Here is a 21,183-nt window from a genome sequence, read left to right on the forward strand (position 1 = left end):
CAATGGAAAAGCCCAGCATCCCGAGTCTTGCTATCGTTCGTCAGCTTGAAGCCGTCGGCTTTCGGGCCTGGCCCGCTACGTCGGTTCACTATGACGGCACATGGGCGATACGTATGACTGCAGCGCATCCATCCCGGCGTCTCAACTCGATCAATCCGCTTGATCCGGGTGACACGCGCGATATTCCCACGCGTGTGGAACTGGCAGCACAGCGGTTTCGCGCCTATGGTCGTGTTCCCTGCTTCAGGCTTTCGCCGCTCGCACCGCGCGAGCTTGAGGATTATCTCGAAGGGCTTGGCTGGAAGCGCCGTGACGAAACCATCGTGATGACGGCCAATCTCGAGGAAATCGACCTTTCAGGCGCTATCGACCAGATTCCCTTGAAGGATATCGGACGTTTCGTGGATGCCTCGCTTTCGATCCATGAAAGACCGGAGGATATGCGTCCCGGATTTTCCGAACTTCTCAACAGCGTTCGCCCGAACAAGGGCATGTTCGTGCTGGAGGAAGGCGGACGCGCCGTGTCCAACCTGCTTTGCGTACAGGACGGTGTGATGGCGGGTCTGTTTGATGTCGGAACTCTGCGCGATGCAAGGCGCAAGGGACATGGGCACGCGATCGTCGGTTCTGCGCTCAAATGGGCCGCAAAGCTCGGTGCGAAGACAGCATGGCTGCAGATCGAGGCGGATAATGTCGCTGGACTTGCGCTTTACGAGAGCTTCAGCTTTCAGGAAGCCTATCGCTATGCCTATCGGGAGAGCAACGAGAAATGACCGAGGTGAAGGAACGCCGGATTCTTCTGGTCGCGGCATGCGCATTGGTGGATTCGGATGGCCGTGTTCTGTTGACGCAGCGCCCGGAAGGCAAGCAGCTTGCCGGGCTCTGGGAGTTTCCGGGCGGTAAGGTGGAGCCGGGCGAAACACCGGAAGAAACGCTGATCCGCGAGTTGCAGGAAGAAATCGGCATCACCACGAAGGTCGCCTGCCTTGCGCCGCTGACATTCGCTAGCCACACCTATGATGACTTCCACCTGCTCATGCCGCTCTATATCTGTCGCCGGTATGAAGGCATTGCGCGAGGGCTCGAAGGGCAGGCGCTGAAATGGGTTCGCCCCAAAGATATGCGCGACTATCCGATGCCGCCAGCCGACGAACCGCTGATTCCGTTCCTGCTTGATCTTCTGTAGACGGGCCTGTGGCCACCACTGTGGAAAAAGCCGGCAATTTCTTGTGATTCCGCTAGTCGGTTAATCTATGATTCACTCCGTTGAGGTATTCTCCTTTGGAGCTACCTCGGAGTCTTGAAACATGAGTTTCGACAACAATTATTTTAGTGCTGATCACAATGAATATACGGCCAAGCCGCTAACCAAGGCCGGTCGCGGAATCCTGCGTGTTGTGTTGTTGTTCGGCTCTGCGGTTGTCGCTCTGGCTCTTATCATTGTGCCAGTGCTTAATGATCAGGCAAACAAGATCGCAGCGCAGTCCGTGTTCCCGGTCGGAATCGACCGCACCATGACTGGTTCGATCAAGCGTGATGACAACGCCCAGTCGCACCCGTCAGGCCAGACCTATACAGTGCGCAAGAGTGTGCTTCAGCCAAGCCCTGATTCAGTCTGCATCATCGAGACAGACGGTAGCCACCACGGTGACTGTTAGCCTTCTTTCGCATGTCTTTGTCCCCAAAACCGACTCTCGCTTTTTGGGATACATACTCTATTCTTCCTCAGCCCTTTTTAGCGCTTCCGCCAGCGATGTTTTTGCAGAGCCTGGCTTCAAAGGCTTTTGCTGCGATTCATGCGGCGCCCAGCCCGATAGCCAGATGATGGAGAAAGTGGCGCGGACACGTCCGTCTGGATCGGAAAAACGTTCGGCATAGATTTCAGCGGCACGTAGGAAAAGGCGTTTTGAAACCGGCTTTCGGGAGCGGTCGCGCAATATGTTCTGCATGCCCATGGCGCGGAGATCGGCCATCAGATTGAACAGCGAATCGTAGCGCACTGTGACATTATCGACGTCGGTCACAGGCAGGGCGAAGCCTGCACGTTGCAGAAGGCCGCCCACATCGCGCACATCTGGAAACGGGAAAATGCGCGGTGAGGCGCCGCCGGTCAGTTCGATTTCAGCCTGAAGAAGACTTTCGCGCAATTCACCCAGCGTCCCACTACCGCTCAGGGCTGCCAGAAAAAGCCCGTCCGGTTTCAGGGCGCGGGCGATCTGCACCATTGCGCCCGGTGTATCGTTGGTCGCGTGAAGCGCCATCAGCGACACTATAAGATCGGCACTGCCACCTTTCAGCGGCAGCATTTCCTCATCGCCCACAATAGCCGGAAACGGACCGCGCAAGAAATCCCTATCGCGTTCGATGCGAACAATCAGGTCGGCTTTGCCCGTCTGGGCGATGGCCGCAGCCGCCGGGCCAGTATGGCCAGCGAGATCGATAGCGAGGGGAAAACGGCGCTCCACAGCGTCAAGGCGGTCTGCGAGATCGTCGGCAATGCGCTGCAACAGGAAATCTGCACCAGGCTCGGCGCGCGCCAAGGCGCGACGGCGAAACGAGAGCAGGAGATCGCGATCAAAGATCGCGCTATCATCAGTCGCGGCAGGCATGGAATCCGTCTTCTCTTTCGCGCGAGGTTCAGTACAATCGTTGTGGGGATAGATGCATTCGAATGGGGGCGAATGCAATGGCGGATGATCATAGAACGCATCAAACCTTATTGCGTGGCGCGGGCGAACGGCTTCGGCGGTTTGCCAGAACGGCCGTTCGCTCGTCGGCGGATATGCTGTTTCCGCCGACATGTATCGGCTGCCGGATGCATGTATCTGAACCAGGGACGCTGTGCCCGAAATGCTGGCCGGAACTGCGGTTTATAGAAAAGCCCTATTGTCCCGTCCTGGGCATACCTTTCAGTCATGATTTCGGTGAGAACTTCATGAGTGCTGAAGCGATTGCTGATCCCCCGCCGTTCCGGCGTCTTCGGTCCGCCGTCCTGCATCGGGGCGCGGCGCAACGGATGGCAGTCTCGCTCAAGTTTCATGATCGGACCGATCTGGCCCCATGGATGGCGCGCTGGATGCAGCGCGCCGGGCGCGAATTGCTCGATGAATGTGATGTGATAGTGCCGGTGCCTCTGCATCGCTGGCGATTCTGGCAGCGGCGCTTCAACCAATCAGCGGAACTTGCCCGCGCTCTGGCGAAACTCGAAGCGAAACCCTTTGCACCGCAAGGCGTTAATCGTGTGCGCCGGACCGAGCAGCAGGTTGGCTTGGGTATCAAGGAGCGAAAGCGCAATGTGGACGGTGCATTTCGAGTGCCGCAGGAACACGAGATTCATGTCCGTGAGCGGCGGGTTCTGCTGATTGACGACGTCTATACCACCGGCGCTACGGTCAAGGCGGTGACCCGGGCATTGTTGCGCGGCGGAGCAAAAAGCGTGGATGTGCTGACGTTCAGCCGTGTTCTGCCGGATTGAACCAGAGATTTGGCTATACAGGCTCGTGAAAAGGGTCGGGGCTTCCAGATAGCGCCTTTGCCGCTTATATAGTGGCCAAAACAATTGGAGTTTACGATGGTTGATGTAACGATCTACACGCGCATCGGTTGCCCTTATTGCACCCGGGCGAAGGGTCTTCTGACCCGCAAGGGTGTTGCGTATAATGAAATCGATGCAGGCGCATCGCCGGAACTGCGCACCGAAATGCAGCAGCGTTCGGGCCGCAACACCTTCCCGCAGATCTTCGTCGGGCCTGTTCATGTCGGCGGTTGCGACGATCTTTTCGCGCTGGAAGATCAGGGTAAGCTGGACGGCCTGCTCAAGTCAGGCGAATTGGCTTAGAACTTAAGGGGAAACCAATGAGCATGTTCCGCGCCGCCGCAATACAGATGCGTTCGGGTACCGATGTTGTCCGCAACGTGGAGACCCTTGAAAAATTCGTCGCCGAGGCGGCGGCAAAAGGCGCGGATTATGTGCAATCGCCGGAAATGACCGGGGCGATGATGCGTGATCGGGCAGCTTTTCAGGCGAGCCTGCGGGACGAAGCCAATGATCTGGTTTTCAAGGCAGCTTCGGCATTGGCAGCAAAACACGGTATCTTCCTGCATATTGGTTCAACCGCTATCGATGCCGGTGACGGTAAGATTGCTAATCGCGCTGGAATTTTCACGCCTTCGGGTGAGAATCTTGTCACTTATGACAAGATTCATATGTTCGATGTCGATCTGGACAATGGTGAAAGCTGGCGCGAATCAGCGACCTATGAGCCGGGTCAGGAAACCATTGTTGCTGAACTGCCCTTCGCAAACCTTGGCATGGCGATTTGCTACGATATACGCTTTCCGCAATTGTTTCGTGCCCAGGCGCTTGCCGGCGCCAATGTGATCACCGGTCCGGCTGCTTTTACGAAACAGACCGGAGAAGCCCACTGGCATATCCTGCAGCGTGCGCGTGCCATCGAGAATGGTGCATTCCTGATTTCTGCTGCGCAGGGCGGCCTGCATGAGGACGGGCGGGAAACCTATGGTCACTCCCTCATTGTCTCGCCATGGGGCAAAATTCTCGCCGAAGCCGATCACGATGAACCGGGTGTCATTCTCGCCGACATTGACGTCACCGAGAGTGCGGCCGCACGCAGCAAGATACCGAACTTGAAGAATGCGCGGGAGTTCGACGTGCGAACTTGTTCCGCGAAACAGAAAGAGGACGCGTAAGTTCCATGATCCGCTTTTCGCTTCATTGCGATCAGGGCCATGAATTCGAGGGCTGGTTTCGCGACAATGCCGATTTTGACCGTCAGTCGGAAATGAAGCTCGTCGCCTGCCCGGTGTGCAATTCACAAGCCGTTCAGAAGTCGCTGATGGCGCCGGCTGTTTCGACAAGCCGCGGCAAGGAAAAGATTGCCATGGCGCTGGGTGACACGCAGAAGCAGATACTGGACGAAATGCGGGAATTGAGCCGCAAGGTTCGCGAGAATGCGGATTATGTCGGCGACAAGTTTGCCGAAGAAGCCCGGAAGATCCATTTCGGCGAGACCGAAACACGTGGTATCTATGGCGAAGCGTCGCGCGAGGATGTGCATTCGCTGCTTGAAGACGGTGTCGACGTTCTGCCGTTGCCGGTATTTCCAGAAGACAAGAACTGATTGCCCTACAGGAGACACGGCGCATGAGACTGATGGATTCTGCGCCTTTTCTGCTCATTGCAACCGGCACCTTGCTGGGTCTTATTCTGCCGCTTGGCAAGATCGCGGCGCAGGCCGGTATTCCGCCTGCGATCTGGACTTTTCTGTTCTCGGCGAGTGCGGGAATCATTCTGTTCGCTGTTCTTCGACTGCAGGGAAAGAAGATCGGCTTTTCAGGGGGGCGGCTGCGTTATTATATCTGCACCGCGTTCATCTCCTATGCCGTGCCCAATCTTCTCATTCTTTCTGCCATTCCGCGCCTTGGCGCGGGTTTCACCGGCATCATGTACACGCTCTCGCCGGTCATCACGCTTGTTCTTTCGATGGGGTTCGGACTGCGACGTCCCAACGCGCTCGGGATCGGCGGGATAGCCGCTGGATTTATCGGTGCAGTGATGGTGGCGATGACGCGTGGAGAAGTGGGTAAGCCAGCCGATCCATTGTGGATTGCAGCAGCATTGCTCATTCCGGTGTTTCTGGCCATCGGCAATGTCTATCGCACGCTCGACTGGCCGAAGAACTCTGATCCGACTGAACTTGCTGCGGGAAGCCATCTTGCATCGGCGCTGATGCTTTTTGCCGGTATATTCATATTCACCGGTCAGTTTCCGATCGAGATGCTTGCCTTCGCGCCATGGGCTGCGTTGATCCAGTCGATGGCATCGGCTGGCATGTTCGCCCTGTTCTTCCGGCTACAGGCAGTTGGCGGGCCGGTTTATCTCAGCCAGATCGGCTATGTAGCAGCGGCTCTGGGGCTCATTTCCGGAACACTATTTCTTGGCGAACATTATCCGCCTCTGACCTGGGTCGGGGCACTGGTCATTTGCGTGGGCGTTGCCATGACAACGCGCGCGCAAAAAGGTTGAGGATAAGAACGGATCAGGCGGGCCGTTCGGCAAGCACCATATAGTTCACATCCGTGTCGCGGGAGCGGCTCCAGCTGTCGGCCAGCGGATTGTAGGTCACGCCAAGCTTGTCGATGAGGCGCAGGCCGCCTTTCGCAAGTGCGGTTTCCAGCTCTTCCGGGCGAACCAGCTTTTCATATTGATGCGTGCCGCGCGGCAGCCAACGCAGCACATATTCCGCGCCGATGATGGCCAGACCGTACGCTTTGAGTGTACGGTTGATGGTGGCGACGAACATCAGTCCGCCGGGTTTCACCATTTCGCTGGTCGCAGACATGAACAGGTCGACATCGGAGACGTGCTCGACCACCTCCATGTTGAGTACGATGTCGAATTTTTCACCGGCTTCAGCCAGTGCTTCTGCTGTGGTTGCGCGATAATCGATGTCGAGACCACTTTGTGCGGCATGGATTTTAGCCACTTCGATATTGGTCGTGGAAGCATCCGCTCCGATGACGGTCGCACCCAGGCGCGCCATCGGCTCGCAGAGAAGCCCGCCGCCGCAGCCGATATCGAGCAGGCGCAGGCCTTCGAAGGGGCGCGGCGCATTGGGATCGCGATTGAATTTGGCGCAGATCTTTTCCTTGATATAGGCAAGCCGCGTCGGGTTGAACTTATGCAAGGGGCGAAACTTGCCCTGCGGATTCCACCATTCTGCAGCAATGCGCGAAAAATGCTCGATTTCCGAAGCGTCGATAGTGGTGCGGGCGGTCTCGGTCATTTCATTCTCCAGCGGCGGAAGCTTACGGTTCTGCTCTCAAGGTAGTACTCCAAAGTCAAGGAACAAATCAATTTTGCTCTCAAGAGGCTCGATACGAATCGCGGCCTTGCGGAAGCGTGGCATTTTAGCTATGTCACCCCGGGTTTGCCTGTCGCAACAATATAAGGTTTGGACGGGTGAGAGTGTAATTTTTCTAAACAGCGGGACGTAACCTTAAATGGCGCGCATCGTGATGAAATTCGGCGGCACTTCGGTGGCTGATCTGGAACGCATCTATAATGTGGCGCGCCACGTCAAACGCGAGGTCGAAGCGGGCAATCAGGTTGCCGTCGTCGTTTCGGCCATGTCCGGCAAGACCAACGAGCTGGTCGGCTGGGTGCAGAACATGCCGAAAGTCTGCGGCGCGAGCTCACCTTTCTATGATGCCCGTGAGTACGACACGATCGTCGCTTCCGGCGAGCAGGTGACGAGTGGTCTTCTGGCGATTGCGCTTCAGTCTATTGGCGTCGACGCGCGTTCGTGGCAGGGCTGGCAGATTCCGATCAAGACCGACAACGCCCATGGCGCCGCCCGCATTCAGGAAATCGACGGCTCGGAAATCATTCGCCGCATGGAAATGGGGCAGGTTGCCGTCGTTGCCGGTTTTCAGGGGCTCGGTCCCGACAATCGCGTTGCAACGCTCGGGCGCGGCGGTTCCGACACGTCCGCTGTCGCCATCGCTGCCGGCGTGAAGGCCGATCGTTGCGACATTTATACGGATGTGGATGGCGTCTACACCACCGACCCGCGCGTGGAGCCGAAGGCGAAGCGCCTTTCCAAGATTTCCTTTGAGGAAATGCTGGAAATGGCATCGCTTGGTGCCAAGGTTCTGCAGGTGCGTTCGGTCGAACTCGCCATGGTGCACAAGGTACGCACTTTTGTGCGCTCGAGCTTTACGGACCCAGATGCGCCGGGCATGGGTGATCCGATCAACCCGCCCGGAACCCTTATTTGCGACGAGGATGAAATCGTGGAACAGCAGGTCGTCACAGGTATCGCCTTTGCGAAGGATGAAGCTCAGATTTCGCTGCGGCGTGTGGCCGACCGGCCGGGCGTTTCGGCAGCTATTTTCGGGCCGCTCGCCGAAGAGCACATCAATGTCGATATGATCGTGCAGAATGTGTCGGAAGACGGCTCCAAGACCGACATGACTTTCACTATCCCGACCGGTGATATCGACAAGGCGCTGAAGGTGCTGGACAAGGTTAAGGGCGAGATCGGCTTTGACAATATCCAGTCCGAAACCGGCCTCGCCAAGATTTCGGTTATCGGCATCGGTATGCGCAGCCACGCTGGCGTTGCCGCCACCGCTTTCAAAGCATTGGCCGAAAAAGGCATCAATATCCGCGCGATCACAACGTCTGAGATCAAGATTTCGATCCTGATCGACGGCCCCTATGCGGAACTGGCCGTACGTACGCTGCATGCGGTCTATGGTCTCGACAAGTAACCAGCCAGTTTAGCTCCATTTTATAACGGTGCCGCGTAGCCGAAAGGGTGCGCGGCACTGCAACATTTTGCGAGCAGCGACTATTTGTTCTGGACGCGGCTGTCAAAAATGCTCACAAAGGTATTGGCGTAACGCTTCGCGGGCGGGTATTGGGATTCGGCTGGCGAAAGCACGTCAGCAACCCGAAAGGAGTCCCCGACGATCATGCGTGAGCTGACAACCGGTCCCCGCGTACTGCTCAAGCGGTTGCGCGAATTGATGGCAGAGCCGCTGGAACCGCAGGCGCGCCTCGACCGGATCGTTCGTGAAATTGCACAGAACATGGTCGCGGAAGTTTGCTCCTTCTACGTATTGCGCGCTGACGGCGTCCTCGAACTCTACGCGACCGAAGGTCTTAATCCGCAGGCAGTGCACCTTGCCCAGCTTCGCCTTGGTCAAGGGTTGGTCGGCACGATTGCCGCAAGCGCCCGTCCCCTTAATCTGACAGACGCGCAAAGCCATCCTGCCTTCGCCTATCTGCCGGAAACGGGTGAAGAAGCCTATAATTCTTTCCTCGGCGTTCCCGTTCTGCGCGCTGGCCGCACTTTGGGCGTTCTTGTCGTCCAGAACAAGACCAAGCGGGCGTATCGGGAAGACGAGGTTGAAGCACTTGAAACCACAGCTATGGTTCTTGCCGAAATCATCGCGACCGGCGATGGCCTGCGCCTTGCCCGTCCGGGTATAGAGCTTGATCTCGGTCGTCCGATGAGCGTGACAGGACAGGCTTTCAACGACGGTATTGGCCTTGGCCATGTCGTGCTGCATGAGCCGCGTATCGTCGTCACCAATCTTTTCAACGAGGACAGCGAAGCGGAGCTGAACCGGCTGGACGAGGCGCTCGGCAGCCTGCGTATATCGATCGATGATATGCTGTCGCGCCGCGATGTGGCGGTGGAAGGCGAGCATCGCGAAGTGCTTGAAGCCTATCGCATGTTTGCCCATGACCGTGGCTGGGTGCGGCGTCTGGAAGAAGCCATTCACAACGGTCTGACTGCCGAAGCGGCGGTCGAAAAGGTACAGAGCGATACGCGTGCGCGCATGGTTCATCTGACCGATCCCTATATGCGTGAGCGGCTTTCGGATTTCGATGATCTTGCGAACCGTCTGCTGCGCCAGCTCATGGGGCATGACATCAAGACCATCGCCGAATCGCTCGTCAAGGACGCGATCATCGTCGCCCGTTCCATGGGGGCTGCCGAACTTCTGGATTACCCGCGTGAGCGCTTGCGCGGCGTCGTTCTTGAAGACGGTGCAGCCACGAGCCATGTTGTGATCGTGGCCCGTGCAATGGGCATTCCGGTGGTCGGCCAGGCCAAGGGCATTGTATCCATGGCCGAGAACAACGACGCGGCAATTGTCGATGGCGATGAAGGCATCATGCATCTGCGCCCGCAGTCCGATCTGGAAACGGCTTATGCCGAAAAGGTTCGGTTCAGGGCGCGGCGTCAGGCCCATTACCGTGAGTTGCGGGATAAGCCATCGGTCACGAAGGATGGTGTCGACATCTCGCTTCTGATGAACGCAGGGCTTCTCGTCGATCTGCCGCAATTGTCGGCTTCGGGTGCGGCAGGAATTGGGCTGTTTCGCACCGAGCTTCAGTTCATGGTGGCTTCCACCTTCCCACGGGCCGAGCAGCAGGAACGTCTTTATCGTTCGGTCATTGAGGCGGCAGGCGACAAGCCTGTGACTTTTCGGACGCTGGATATCGGCGGAGACAAGGTTCTCCCTTATTTCAGTTCGACAGTGCAGGAAGAGAATCCGGCACTCGGCTGGCGCGCCATCCGTTTGACGCTTGATCGTCCGGGGCTGTTGCGTACCCAGTTAAGGGCGCTTTTGAAGGCGGCGGGTGGACGCGAGTTGAAAATCCTGCTGCCGATGATCACCGAGGTCAGCGAAGTAAAGGCCGCGCGCGAAATCATTGATCGCGAAGTCCGTCATTTGTCGCGCTTTGCTCACCAATTGCCGATGTGCCTGAAGCTTGGCGCGATGGTCGAGGTTCCGTCACTGCTGTGGCAGCTTGAGGAATTGATGTCGCTTGTCGATTTCGTTTCGGTTGGCTCGAACGATCTATTTCAGTTCCTGATGGCGACAGATCGCGGCAACTCGCTGATGTCTGGTCGCTTTGACCAGCTTTCGCCTGCGTTCTTGCGGGCACTGCGCCATATCGTGGAAACCGGCAATCGCCACGGCAAGCCAGTCACTCTATGCGGCGAGATGGCCAGCAAGCCGCTACCAGCTATGGCGCTGGTCGGTATCGGGTTTCGGTCGATCTCTATGTCGGCGGCAGCAATCGGTCCGGTCAAGGCGATGCTCGATGCGCTGGATGCTGGCAAGCTCGCAACCTTGCTGGCGGAGGAGCTGGACAAGCCCAACAGTGCGCATTCGTTGCGCGAACTGTTGATGCGATTTGCCGAAGACAACGATATTCCGTTATAGCGAAACAGATTGATCTGACTGAACGGTCGCGGTGCAGGAGCGCGCGGCGTTTCGTTTTGCATTCTTGCACGCCGCTGACAATTTTTAGGACATGACATGATCGCATTGCCGCAGGACCGGATGGACCAGCTCTTGAAGCGGTTCTCGATGATCGAAAGCCAGATGGCCAACAATCCGGATTCGGAAACCTATGTGAAGCTCGCCTCGGAATATTCCGAGCTGCAGGAGGTGGTCGGCAAGATTCGCGAACTGACCGACGCCCGCAAAGAAGCTGTTGACCTGGCGGCTATGCGTGACGATGCCTCAACGGATGCGGAGATGCGTGCACTTGCGGTGGAAGAGCTGCCGGAAGTCGAACGGCGCGTCGAAACCCTGGCGGAGGAAGTGCAGATTCTGCTGTTGCCGAAGGACGCCGCCGACGAGAAGAATGCGATCCTCGAAATTCGCGCCGGTACCGGCGGTCTGGAAGCCGCGCTCTTCGCTGGCGACCTGTTCCGCATGTATGAGCGATATGCTGCCGAAAAAGGCTGGCGGGTCGAACTGGTTTCGGCCAGCGAAGGCGATGCCGGTGGTTACAAGGAAATCATCGCTACCGTTTCGGGCAAGGGCGTGTTCTCCAAGCTCAAGTTTGAATCGGGGGTGCACCGCGTGCAGCGCGTGCCGGAAACGGAAGCTGGCGGACGCATCCATACGTCGGCGGCAACTGTCGCGGTTTTGCCCGAGGCTGAGGACATTGATATCGAGATTCGTAACGAGGATATTCGTATCGATACGATGCGGGCATCAGGCGCCGGTGGCCAGCACGTGAACACGACTGACTCGGCGGTTCGCATTACGCACATCCCGACCGGCATCATGGTCGTTCAGGCTGAAAAATCCCAGCACCAGAACCGCGCCCGCGCCATGCAGATTCTCCGTGCACGCCTTTACGATATGGAGCGCCAGAAGGCCGAAACCGAACGTTCTGAATCGCGCCGCAGCCAAGTCGGCTCGGGTGATCGTTCGGAGCGTATCCGCACTTATAATTTCCCGCAGGGACGGGTCACCGATCATCGCATCAATCTGACGCTCTACAAGCTCGACCGGGTTATGGAAGGCGATCTGGACGAACTGGTCGATGCGCTGATTTCCGATCATCAGACCGCGCTCCTCACGGAACTGGGCCAGTAAAAGTGAGTGGGATTCGTCTCGACCTTCTGATGACCGATGCACGGGCGAGGCTTCGTGCGGCGGAACTGGATACGCCGGACCTCGACGCGCGGATTCTGGTCGAATGGGCAACGGGCAAGACGCGGCTTGATCTGATATCCGCACCGGAGCAATTCGTGGATTCCGCTGCCGTTGAGGCGCTTTCCGATGCTCTGGACCGCCGCGAGAAGGGTGAACCGGTTCACCGAATCATGGGCATTCGCGAGTTTTTCGGCCTGCCTTTCCGGCTCTCCCCTGCGACGCTTGAACCGCGCCCTGACACAGAAGTTCTGGTGGAACTGGTCATTCCGGCACTGGAGGAGATTGCGGTACAGAACGGCACGCTTGAGCTGCTTGATATGGGTACCGGAACGGGCGCCATTATCATTTCGCTTTTGCATCGCTTCGAGCGCGCGCACGGCATCGGTCTCGATATGGCGGAAGGTGCGCTTGCAATGGCGCGAATCAATGCTGTCGCCAATGGCGTGGGCGACCGTTTTGCAGCGCTGAAAAGCGACTGGTTCCAGAATGTAAGCGGGCGTTTTCATCTGATCGTCTCAAATCCGCCCTATATTCCGCATGAAGACATTGCAGGACTGTCGCGTGAAGTGCGCGAACATGATCCTCTCGCCGCCCTTGACGGCGGCGCCGACGGACTGAATTTCTACAGAGCCCTTGCGCAGAAGGCGGCAGATCACCTATATAAAGATGGAATGGTTGCCGTAGAGATCGGCGCCGGACAATTCCAGGATGTCCAAGCGCTGTTTGAAAGCGCAGGTTTTTCTCTCGCAGGCGATGCGAGCGATCTAGGCGGCCACAGAAGGGCCATGCTTTTCGCGCACAGATCAAATACGTAATTTTGATGCGGTCAACCGCTAAAAAAACACTTGGAATTTGCGGCGAAGCCGTTTAGTTTCCGGCCACCGTATACAGCCAGAATGGTTTTGCCCGCTGATGGGCGGTGGCGGAAATGCTCCATGACGATTTTTGGTCATGCTCCCTGGAGGGTTCTTTGGGGATGGCTTGTGCGGAAGTACACGACTTTCAAGCATAATCTCGAAGAGCAAAGCTCTTGGGAATGGTTATGTATTAATGCAACCGCGGAGTTTCGGTGACCCATAGAGGTGTACCTAACTCAGGAGCACTCGATTTGTGGGAAGTTTTTAGGGCGTACTTCCTCCATGGCTCGATAGCGTGAAACCGGTAGCTTATTGGCTGCGGAGTTTCTACGCCCTTTAATCTGAAAAGAGATGAATATGAGGCCAGCACAGCAGAACAGGCGCATGCGCGGACGGGGGAATAACAATAACAACAACAACCGCAAGGGCCCCAATCCTCTGTCGCGCAATTACGAAAGCAATGGTCCGGATGTGAAAATCCGTGGCAATGCGCAACATATTGCAGAAAAATACTCAGCACTTGCGCGGGACGCACAGGCGTCTGGCGATCGCGTGATGGCAGAAAACTATCTTCAGCACGCTGAACATTACAATCGCATCATCATGGCGGCCATGGCGCAGAATCCGGTGCCGCTCCAGCGCGAAGAAACCTTCGACGATGACGGCTCGGATGATGAGGAAACAGGTTTCACGCCTGTTGCAGCACAGCAGCAGCCAGTCAATGGCTCCGGCCCGCAGCCGGTTATAGAAGGTACGCCTGCCGAGGTCGTTTACGGCGAAGATGGTGGCGAGCCGGTAAAGTCCGGTGAGGGGCGCCAGCAGCCGCGGGAACGCGACAATCGCGATCGTCGTCTCGGCCGTGGCCGCCGGCCGCAGCGTGAGCGTTTTAACGCCGACGAGCGTGCGGATGAACAGCCGCAGGAAAAGCAGGATCAGCCGGTGGCCGTAGGGGCTTCTGCTCCGGTTGAAGTCGTGGCCGAGCAGGCAGCGCCCGCGGTCGTCGAAGCCGCTCCCACTGGCAATGCGGCTCCCGCCGAGGAAGCCGCGCCACGTCGCGCCACGCGTCGTCCGGGCCGCCCACGTCGTGCCGCCAAGGACAGCGGTGACGAGACGCCGGTAACGGAACCTGCAAACTCCGACGCCTAGTTGTCACTTCACATTCGAGTTTAAAATGGCGCGGTTTCCGCGCCATTTTTATTTGGTTCCGCAAGTACCTGTAACCCTTGCCGAAACCCGGCCATCGTCCCATATGCTGTCTTGGAAAGAAGTCCGCCCACTGTGGGGGCTTCGTCACCATACATCTTCCGGTGCCGCTTGACGGGCTGGAAGGCAAAGGAGACATCATGAATATCGAGAAATATACGGAACGCGTACGGGGCTTTATCCAGTCTGCACAGACTTTCGCGCTGTCGTCCGGTAACCAGCAGTTCACACCAGAGCACGTTTTGAAGGTTCTTGTCGATGACGACGAAGGACTTGCCTCGTCTCTAATCGAACGCGCGGGCGGACGCATAGCCGATGTACGCATCGGACTGCAGAACGCGCTCGAAAAGCTGCCAAAAGTGACGGGCGGCAACGATCAGCTTTATTTATCGCAGCCGCTTGCCAAGGTCTTCTCGCTTGCCGAGGAACTTGCCAGCAAGGCCGGTGACAGTTTCGTCACCGTCGAGCGTCTTCTGACCGCGCTGGCGATGGAGAAATCCGCAAAGACGTCTGAAATTCTTTCTGCTGCCGGTGTGACCCCGACGGCGCTCAACAAGGCCATAAACGACATGCGCAAAGGCCGTACCGCCGATTCGGCGTCCGCTGAAAGCAATTATGATGCGTTGAAAAAATACGCCCGCGATCTGACCGAAGATGCGCGTTCCGGCAAGCTCGACCCTGTAATCGGTCGCGACGAGGAAATCCGGCGCACAATTCAGGTTCTTTCACGCCGTACCAAGAACAATCCGGTTCTGATCGGTGAGCCGGGCGTCGGCAAGACCGCAATCGCGGAAGGTCTCGCGCTTCGCATTGTCAATGGCGACGTGCCCGAATCGTTGAAGGACAAGCAGTTGATGGCACTCGATATGGGCGCGCTGATTGCCGGCGCCAAATATCGCGGTGAGTTTGAAGAGCGTCTGAAAGCTGTGCTTTCGGAAGTGCAGACGGCTGCCGGCCAGATCATCCTCTTCATCGATGAAATGCACACGCTTGTCGGCGCCGGTAAATCCGATGGTGCAATGGATGCATCGAACCTTTTGAAGCCTGCTCTCGCACGTGGTGAGCTGCACTGCGTCGGCGCAACCACGCTGGAAGAATACCGCAAATATGTCGAGAAGGACGCAGCGCTTGCCCGTCGCTTTCAGCCAGTATTTGTCGATGAGCCCACCGTTGAGGATACGATTTCAATCCTGCGTGGTCTGAAGGAAAAATACGAGCAGCACCACAAGGTGCGCGTTTCGGATTCGGCTCTGGTTGCTGCGGCAACCCTGTCGAACCGTTATATCACCGATCGTTTCTTGCCGGACAAGGCCATTGACCTTGTCGATGAGGCGGCATCGCGGCTGCGCATGCAGGTTGATTCCAAGCCGGAAGAGCTGGATGAAATTGATCGTCGCATTATGCAGTTGAAAATCGAGCGCGAAGCGCTGAAGGTTGAAACCGATGCGGCTTCCAAAGATCGTTTCCAGCGCCTGGAAAAGGAGCTGACCGATCTGGAGGAAGAATCGGCGGAGCTGACGTCGAAGTGGCAGTCTGAAAAGCAGAAGCTCGGGCTTGCCGCCGACCTCAAGCGCCAGCTCGAAGAGGCACGTAATGCTCTGGCCATCGCACAGCGCAGCGGTGAGTTCCAGAAGGCGGGTGAACTGGCCTATGGAAAGATTCCGCAGCTTGAAAAGCAGCTTGTCGAAGCGGAAAGTCAGGAAAACAAGGGTTCTCTGCTTGAAGAAACCGTTACGCCAGACCACGTGGCACAGATCATTTCGCGTTGGACCGGTATTCCGGTCGACCGGATGCTGGAAGGTGAACGTGAGAAGCTGCTGCGTATGGAAGACGAACTCGCAAAGCGGGTCGTCGGACAGGGTGAGGCGGTGCAGGCCATCTCGAAAGCTGTTCGCCGTGCGCGCGCCGGACTTCAGGATCCCAATCGGCCTATCGGTTCATTCATCTTCCTAGGTCCTACGGGCGTTGGCAAGACGGAGCTGACCAAGGCGCTCGCCGGATTCCTCTTCCAGGATGACACCGCCATGGTTCGCATCGACATGTCGGAATTCATGGAAAAGCATTCCGTGAGCCGACTGATCGGGGCGCCTCCCGGCTATGTGGGCTACGAAGAAGGCGGCGTTCTGACGGAAGCCGTTCGCCGCAGGCCTTATCAGGTGATCCTGTTCGACGAGATCGAAAAGGCACATCCGGATGTGTTTAACGTGCTGTTGCAGGTGCTGGATGACGGACGCTTGACTGACGGACAGGGCCGAACGGTCGATTTCCGCAATACGGTCATCATCATGACCTCGAATCTTGGCGCCGAATATCTCGTCAATCTTGGCGAAAAAGACGATGTCGAGTCGGTTCGTGACGAAGTGATGGGCGTGGTGCGGGCTGCCTTCCGTCCAGAGTTCTTGAACCGTGTCGACGAAATCATCCTGTTCCACCGGCTGCGCCGCGAAGACATGGGGGCGATTGTCGATATCCAGATGCAGCGTCTCCAGATGCTTCTGAGCGATCGTAAGATCGTGCTGCAACTTGAAGAAGATGCACGCGAATGGCTCGCCAACAAGGGTTACGACCCGGCCTATGGCGCACGCCCGCTGAAGCGTGTCATTCAGAAGGAAGTTCAGGACCCGCTCGCCGAGCGCATTCTTCTGGGCGATATTCTGGATGGTTCCATCGTCAAGATTAGCGCCGGGTCGGACAGGCTCACCTTCCGTCCGGTTGGTGGTGCGCGTGAGGACGAAGGTCAGAAGGTTGACGAGAGCGCCTGAACTCTCATGAGTTGAATACCATTGGCGTCGCGACCGGATAGGTTGCGGCGCCTTTTCCATGTTTGGCCTGACAAGTTTTTCAGCTTTCCTTCTATGTCGGCCATTTTCATGTCCAGTTCATCTGGCATCTGCTCTCTCAGCTAATCAGTTGTTAATCATATTCGCGGCATCCATGATCTCTCGATCACCCAGGGCACTCTTCATGGCGCATTATATACGCATGCTTCGTTTCGCTTTGTTTGCTTCCGTTGCGGCAACCGCTGTCGACGGCGTAGCGCGCGCAGAGGAAGGCAATTCTGCACTGGCTGCCGAACGCCCGGTACAGCTTGCGCAGCTTTATGATCCTGGTGAAGAGATTTATCATGATCGCCGGGTGCGGGTCTTCATCGATCAGTATGGCCGCCGCGTTACTATGGATCGTCGCGGGCGTATTCTCAGCGTCGAGGATGCCAATACTTATGATCCGTACGCCTATGACCGTCGGGTGCGCCGTGCGCCGCAGCCAGATGACAACTGGACGCTAGATGGTCCGGTCGATGGTGGAGCGCCCTATGACGGTTTCGGTAATGTGCCCGAAGACCCGAACTATTACCCCGAGGCTCCGGCGGCACCCCAATATGGTGGCAACCGGGATGGACAGGTGCAGCGGTCGGAATTGCCTCCGGCAGCCGATCAGTATCCCGACAATACCAACACCAATTCAGCCAGTGCGAATCCGGGCTATGAGCGTCGGCAGGATTATGGCCAGCCGGGTTATGAACAGCCAAGGAGCGTTCCCAATCCGGGCGACATGACCCCGGCAATCGAAATGCCGAAGGGGCAAGGCGCAAAGGCAAAGATCGCAGCCTATCAGATACTTCTCGACCGTGCCGGTGCATCGCCCGGCGTTATTGATGGTCGTTCAGGCAGCAATGTCGATAAGGCCGCTGCCGCTTACGGCGAACTGACCGGGAAGTCGATCAATCCGACAGACGAAGCGGCTGTCAATGCGGAGCTGGAAGCTACAGGCGGTCCAGCCTTTACCGAATACACCATCACCAACGAGGATGTGGGGCGGCAATATGTTGCCTCTATCCCGGAAGATTACGCCCACAAGGCGCAGTTGCCAGCAATGGCCTATACCTCGGTTACCGAAATGCTCGGCGAAAAGTTTCATATAGACGAGGCCTATCTGAAAGAAATCAATCCCGGCGTGAACTTCAACCAGCCGGGCTCGATTGTTAAGATCCCCAATCTTGGCAAGCCTGTCCGCACAAAGGTGGCTCGCATTATTGCCGACAAGCGACGCAAGCAGGTTCGTGGCTACGACGAATCGGGGAGACTTGTCGTTGCCTATCCTTCGACGATCGGTTCGTCGGACAATCCGTCACCTTCCGGCCTTGTTCAGGTCGAGCGCATCGCGATCAATCCGAACTATACCTACAATCCGAAGATTAACTTCAAGCAGGGCAACAACGACAAGGTCCTGACCATTCCGCCTGGACCGAATGGCCCTGTCGGTACGGTCTGGATCGCGCTTTCCAAGCCGACCTACGGCATTCATGGCACGCCCGAACCGTCACGAATCGGCAAGACGTCGAGCCACGGCTGTGTGCGATTGACCAATTGGGATGCAGAAGAGCTGGCAAAGCTGGTGAAGCCCGGCGTCACGGTGGAGTTCACCGAATAAAGCCCTATGGTTCTGCGGAAAGGCCGGATTACTTCTGGCCTTTTCAGCTCTTGACCGATCCGTTCGACGCGAGCTTCGTGCCGTTTGCATCGCTGTTCAAGAGTGTGTCGATGCGATCCCGTTCCTGCTTGAAGGCTTCGAGTTCTTTGCCTGAAAGCGCCTTGTTGTCCGGCAGACGGATGCGCAGCGGATCGACTTTGGTGCCGTTCACGATCAGCTCGTAGTGAAGATGAGGGCCTGTCGAAAGCCCCGTCGATCCCACATAGCCGATTACCTGTCCCTGTCGTACCCGCGCACCTGCGGTAACACCTCGGGCGATAGCGTTCTGGTGGCTGTAGCTGCTCACATATCCATTGGCATGGCGAATCAAGGTCTGGTTGCCATAGCCATTGGTCCAGCCTGCCTTTTCCACCACGCCATTACCGGATGCGATGATCGGCGTGCCGCGCGGTGCGGCCCAGTCAACGCCGGTGTGCATGCGGCTATAGCCAAGGATCGGATGGCGGCGCATACCGAATGGCGAGCGGAAGACACCGTTGGGAACCGGATTGCGAAGCAGGAACTGCTTAGCGCTTTTACCGTCTCGATTGAAATAATCGACGCTGCCGTCCGGTGCCTGATAGCGATAGAATTTACGGGTTGTTCCTCCCAAATTGGCCGAAACATAAAGAAGCTGCGAATCAACCTCTGGTTTGTCGGGGTCGTCCGGCAGTGAGAAGAATGCGTCGATCTGGTCGCTCGGCGAAAGCCGCGACTGCAGATCGACATCACTTGCCAGCATCTTGACGAGTTGTTCGCGCATCGTCTCCGACATGCCGTAGGCGAGCGCTGCGCGACTGATCCCGTCATAGACACTCGGCAAGTTGCCTCGAATGGCTGTCGGTAGGGCATTGCCATCAAAAGCCGTCTGAAGAAGCGGTGTCTGTTCCGGCTCGTCGGAGGGGACATATTGCCCCCGGTCATTGAGAGCAACCGTCACCAGATGGGTGGTACGATTGTAGATACTTGCGCGCACGATGCGATCAACACCCTCTTGCGTCTCGGTGCCGACGCGCAGCACCGTGCCTTCCTTGAGGCGCGGTGAGTTCATTAGCTTGGCAAGAGAGCCGGCCATGTTCTCGGCGTCGTTGCCAGTATAGCCAGCGTCCTTGAGTGCCTGCGCGATTTCGGTCGTCTGGCGGAAGGGAATCAATTCTTCAGAAAAACCTTCACCAACTGCGTCGTCATCGCCGCGCTGGGCGACGCTCACATTTTCCTGCGTAATCTTCACACCAAGCGCAGGCCCGAGGGCAAACGGAGAGTCGGCGCCACCGAAGCGGGCGGGGTCAATATAATGAAGCGAAGCAACTTGGACGTCGCCGTCAGTCAGAAGGCCGCCAGTATTGCGCACAACCTTCTCCACCTCGTCGACGGTAAGGTCGCTGGATGCGTCGAATGTAGCACTGTTCAACGGAAAATCGACGACATGCAAGCTGACTTCGCTTTCGACCTTGGCGCCATAAATCTGACCGGCATCAGCAGGTTGCGGTGCAGCAGGGCCTTCGGAAAACACGGTCAAAGCGTCAAAGGCCGGATATTTGCGGCTGGTCGGATGATCGACCGCGAGAGCCATGCTGACAAATTCAAACGGCCGCGTGCGGATGACTTCGCGATCGCCCACTTTCTGCATTGTCGAAAGATCGAAACGGCGCCGATCGCGCGCCTTCTGTTGCGAGACCGTGCTGACGACACGTCCGCCCTTGGTAACGGCGGCTTCGTCGTTCGCGCCGGGCATATCGTCTTGGGCAAGAATTTCTGGTGGGGTCGCTAGTTGTTCACGCCCATCCAGAGCAGCAAACAACGCGACACCGATCAACATACAAGATGTAACACCGGTCAGGAAGGTTCCAGCAAGCCATCGGGCAGAAACTTCACGACGATCCGGTGGCCGTCGCCGTCCGCCCACACTCAGCGGAGGCTCATCACCCGGATCGAGATTGTTCGGCCCCATTTCTTTCATACTGCTGCAGCCGGTCCTTCTTTACGACGGATCGCACAAAACGTGCTTGAAATCGTGTGTTAGAGAAGCGGGCGAACCGCCAATCCGGTGGTATGGTGTCTTCCAATCTGTCGGAAGGGCTCCCAAACGAGCATGTGAGTTTTGCCTGCCCAAGAAACGTAAGTCAACGACAAGCCTGTAAGCTCACGATTTCCACAATCGTATACGAGCGGTTGCTAAGCCATGGGGCGTGGCGGGTTTCAAAAGTCTCGCGAAAACTATTCGGGTAATAAGGCCGGTTTAAGGCCCTCCCAACTACGGTGGGGGCGATGAGTGCCCCATAATATAAGGCAAATACGGGGAAAACCGACGGTTTGTGGAAAGTTGTCAAAAAAACATCAAAAAACTTCATCGGCGCTGTTGACAGATATGAGGGCTCGCCCCTATATACGCCTCCACAACGATGGCGGCGACGCTGCTAGCGGCAGGTTGATGCGTCCATGTTGTTGGTTGAAAGGGTTGGGTTTATACTTGGCTTGAGTAGATTTTTCGCATTGACGGGGCTTTTGTTCTGTTGATGTGTGGAGAAAAGAACGGCGATTAAGTTTGTGATTTTCTTCAAAAAAACGGGTTGACACGCTGAACGGTGTGGACTAGATACCCGGCACCGCTGAGACGGAGCGCAGACGAGATTGAGACTTGAGGGCCGGATGG

18 protein-coding genes are annotated in these 21,183 nt (G+C 57.1%); 15 read left to right on the forward strand and 3 right to left on the reverse strand.

The window, feature by feature from the left end; translation table 11 throughout:
* Positions 1–2: 2 nt before the first annotated feature.
* From FJQ48_RS09175 to FJQ48_RS09185, 3 genes are all read left to right on the forward strand, one after another.
* On the forward strand, positions 3–773 hold the full coding sequence (locus FJQ48_RS09175; RefSeq protein WP_139974868.1) for a GNAT family N-acetyltransferase: 771 nt from the start codon (positions 3–5) through the stop codon (positions 771–773).
* On the forward strand, positions 770–1,186 hold the full coding sequence (gene mutT, locus FJQ48_RS09180; protein ID WP_139974869.1) for an 8-oxo-dGTP diphosphatase MutT: 417 nt from the start codon (positions 770–772) through the stop codon (positions 1,184–1,186). The genes FJQ48_RS09175 and mutT overlap by 4 nt, the downstream gene beginning before the upstream one ends.
* Before the next feature lie 121 nt (positions 1,187–1,307).
* The gene (locus tag FJQ48_RS09185; protein ID WP_139974870.1) at positions 1,308–1,658 is read left to right on the forward strand and encodes a hypothetical protein; all 351 of its coding nucleotides are present in this window, start codon (positions 1,308–1,310) and stop codon (positions 1,656–1,658) included.
* Between the two features lie 57 nt (positions 1,659–1,715).
* Here the strand turns inward: FJQ48_RS09185 and FJQ48_RS09190 are convergent, their stop codons facing one another.
* Positions 1,716–2,609, reverse strand: coding sequence for a methyltransferase domain-containing protein (locus FJQ48_RS09190; protein ID WP_139974871.1), 894 nt, complete (start codon positions 2,607–2,609; stop codon positions 1,716–1,718).
* Between the two features lie 77 nt (positions 2,610–2,686).
* On the opposite strand from FJQ48_RS09190, the gene FJQ48_RS09195 reads away from it, so the two are divergent.
* The 5 genes from FJQ48_RS09195 to FJQ48_RS09215 all read left to right on the forward strand — a co-directional run bounded on the left by FJQ48_RS09195 (position 2,687) and on the right by FJQ48_RS09215 (position 6,046).
* Positions 2,687–3,475: a ComF family protein gene (locus FJQ48_RS09195; protein WP_139974872.1), complete on the forward strand. Its 789-nt coding sequence runs from the start codon at positions 2,687–2,689 to the stop codon at positions 3,473–3,475.
* 96 nt (positions 3,476–3,571) lie between these two features.
* Positions 3,572–3,838, forward strand: a complete 267-nt coding sequence (grxC, locus tag FJQ48_RS09200; RefSeq protein WP_139974873.1) for a glutaredoxin 3 — start codon at positions 3,572–3,574, stop codon at positions 3,836–3,838.
* 17 nt (positions 3,839–3,855) lie between these two features.
* The gene (locus FJQ48_RS09205; protein ID WP_139974874.1) at positions 3,856–4,710 is read left to right on the forward strand and encodes a carbon-nitrogen hydrolase family protein; all 855 of its coding nucleotides are present in this window, start codon (positions 3,856–3,858) and stop codon (positions 4,708–4,710) included.
* Positions 4,711–4,715: 5 nt separating this feature from the next.
* Positions 4,716–5,141, forward strand: a complete 426-nt coding sequence (locus tag FJQ48_RS09210; RefSeq protein WP_139974875.1) for a DUF1178 family protein — start codon at positions 4,716–4,718, stop codon at positions 5,139–5,141.
* A 23-nt stretch (positions 5,142–5,164) separates the two neighbouring features.
* Entirely contained in the window at positions 5,165–6,046 is an 882-nt protein-coding gene (locus tag FJQ48_RS09215) for a DMT family transporter (protein ID WP_139974876.1), read from the forward strand.
* 13 nt (positions 6,047–6,059) lie between these two features.
* Here the strand turns inward: FJQ48_RS09215 and ubiG are convergent, their stop codons facing one another.
* Positions 6,060–6,806, reverse strand: a complete 747-nt coding sequence (gene ubiG, locus FJQ48_RS09220) for a bifunctional 2-polyprenyl-6-hydroxyphenol methylase/3-demethylubiquinol 3-O-methyltransferase UbiG (protein WP_139974877.1) — start codon at positions 6,804–6,806, stop codon at positions 6,060–6,062.
* A 217-nt stretch (positions 6,807–7,023) separates the two neighbouring features.
* Between ubiG and FJQ48_RS09225 the strand changes: the two genes are divergently transcribed.
* The 7 genes from FJQ48_RS09225 (at position 7,024) to FJQ48_RS09255 (ending at position 18,491) form a co-directional block, all read left to right on the forward strand.
* Positions 7,024–8,295 (forward strand): aspartate kinase, encoded by a 1,272-nt coding sequence (locus FJQ48_RS09225; RefSeq protein ID WP_139974878.1) that lies wholly within the window; start codon positions 7,024–7,026, stop codon positions 8,293–8,295.
* A gap of 204 nt (positions 8,296–8,499) precedes the next feature.
* Positions 8,500–10,770 (forward strand): phosphoenolpyruvate--protein phosphotransferase, encoded by a 2,271-nt coding sequence (gene ptsP / locus FJQ48_RS09230; RefSeq protein WP_139974879.1) that lies wholly within the window; start codon positions 8,500–8,502, stop codon positions 10,768–10,770.
* A 96-nt stretch (positions 10,771–10,866) separates the two neighbouring features.
* Positions 10,867–11,940: a peptide chain release factor 1 gene (prfA, locus tag FJQ48_RS09235; protein WP_139974880.1), complete on the forward strand. Its 1,074-nt coding sequence runs from the start codon at positions 10,867–10,869 to the stop codon at positions 11,938–11,940.
* Between the two features lie 29 nt (positions 11,941–11,969).
* Entirely contained in the window at positions 11,970–12,815 is an 846-nt protein-coding gene (gene prmC, locus FJQ48_RS09240; protein ID WP_139974900.1) for a peptide chain release factor N(5)-glutamine methyltransferase, read from the forward strand.
* Positions 12,816–13,214: 399 nt separating this feature from the next.
* The gene (locus FJQ48_RS09245) at positions 13,215–14,003 is read left to right on the forward strand and encodes a DUF4167 domain-containing protein (protein WP_139974882.1); all 789 of its coding nucleotides are present in this window, start codon (positions 13,215–13,217) and stop codon (positions 14,001–14,003) included.
* 197 nt (positions 14,004–14,200) lie between these two features.
* The gene (gene clpB, locus FJQ48_RS09250; RefSeq protein ID WP_139974883.1) at positions 14,201–16,822 is read left to right on the forward strand and encodes an ATP-dependent chaperone ClpB; all 2,622 of its coding nucleotides are present in this window, start codon (positions 14,201–14,203) and stop codon (positions 16,820–16,822) included.
* A 202-nt stretch (positions 16,823–17,024) separates the two neighbouring features.
* Positions 17,025–18,491, forward strand: a complete 1,467-nt coding sequence (locus FJQ48_RS09255; protein WP_139974884.1) for a L,D-transpeptidase — start codon at positions 17,025–17,027, stop codon at positions 18,489–18,491.
* A 43-nt stretch (positions 18,492–18,534) separates the two neighbouring features.
* Here FJQ48_RS09255 and FJQ48_RS09260 read toward each other — a convergent pair whose 3' ends face one another.
* Entirely contained in the window at positions 18,535–20,490 is a 1,956-nt protein-coding gene (locus FJQ48_RS09260; protein WP_139974885.1) for a M23 family metallopeptidase, read from the reverse strand.
* Positions 20,491–21,183 lie beyond the last annotated feature (693 nt).

Source organism: Ochrobactrum sp. CGA5 (genome assembly GCF_006345815.1).
GTDB lineage: Bacteria > Pseudomonadota > Alphaproteobacteria > Rhizobiales > Rhizobiaceae > Brucella.

Bases quoted from the DNA above. Each gene is read 5' to 3' on its own strand.
- ubiG (WP_139974877.1), bottom strand. From the start codon at position 6,806: ATGACCGAGACCGCCCGCACCACTATCGACGCTTCGGAAATCGAGCAT.
- FJQ48_RS09175 (WP_139974868.1), top strand. From the start codon at position 3: ATGGAAAAGCCCAGCATCCCGAGTCTTGCTATCGTTCGTCAGCTTGAA.
- FJQ48_RS09260 (WP_139974885.1), bottom strand. From the start codon at position 20,490: ATGAAAGAAATGGGGCCGAACAATCTCGATCCGGGTGATGAGCCTCCG.
- prmC (WP_139974900.1), top strand. From the start codon at position 11,970: ATGACCGATGCACGGGCGAGGCTTCGTGCGGCGGAACTGGATACGCCG.
- ptsP (WP_139974879.1), top strand. From the start codon at position 8,500: ATGCGTGAGCTGACAACCGGTCCCCGCGTACTGCTCAAGCGGTTGCGC.
- FJQ48_RS09190 (WP_139974871.1), bottom strand. From the start codon at position 2,609: ATGCCTGCCGCGACTGATGATAGCGCGATCTTTGATCGCGATCTCCTG.
- FJQ48_RS09215 (WP_139974876.1), top strand. From the start codon at position 5,165: ATGAGACTGATGGATTCTGCGCCTTTTCTGCTCATTGCAACCGGCACC.
- FJQ48_RS09245 (WP_139974882.1), top strand. From the start codon at position 13,215: ATGAGGCCAGCACAGCAGAACAGGCGCATGCGCGGACGGGGGAATAAC.
- clpB (WP_139974883.1), top strand. From the start codon at position 14,201: ATGAATATCGAGAAATATACGGAACGCGTACGGGGCTTTATCCAGTCT.
- FJQ48_RS09195 (WP_139974872.1), top strand. From the start codon at position 2,687: ATGGCGGATGATCATAGAACGCATCAAACCTTATTGCGTGGCGCGGGC.
- FJQ48_RS09210 (WP_139974875.1), top strand. From the start codon at position 4,716: ATGATCCGCTTTTCGCTTCATTGCGATCAGGGCCATGAATTCGAGGGC.
- FJQ48_RS09225 (WP_139974878.1), top strand. From the start codon at position 7,024: ATGGCGCGCATCGTGATGAAATTCGGCGGCACTTCGGTGGCTGATCTG.
- prfA (WP_139974880.1), top strand. From the start codon at position 10,867: ATGATCGCATTGCCGCAGGACCGGATGGACCAGCTCTTGAAGCGGTTC.
- FJQ48_RS09185 (WP_139974870.1), top strand. From the start codon at position 1,308: ATGAGTTTCGACAACAATTATTTTAGTGCTGATCACAATGAATATACG.
- mutT (WP_139974869.1), top strand. From the start codon at position 770: ATGACCGAGGTGAAGGAACGCCGGATTCTTCTGGTCGCGGCATGCGCA.
- grxC (WP_139974873.1), top strand. From the start codon at position 3,572: ATGGTTGATGTAACGATCTACACGCGCATCGGTTGCCCTTATTGCACC.
- FJQ48_RS09255 (WP_139974884.1), top strand. From the start codon at position 17,025: ATGGCGCATTATATACGCATGCTTCGTTTCGCTTTGTTTGCTTCCGTT.
- FJQ48_RS09205 (WP_139974874.1), top strand. From the start codon at position 3,856: ATGAGCATGTTCCGCGCCGCCGCAATACAGATGCGTTCGGGTACCGAT.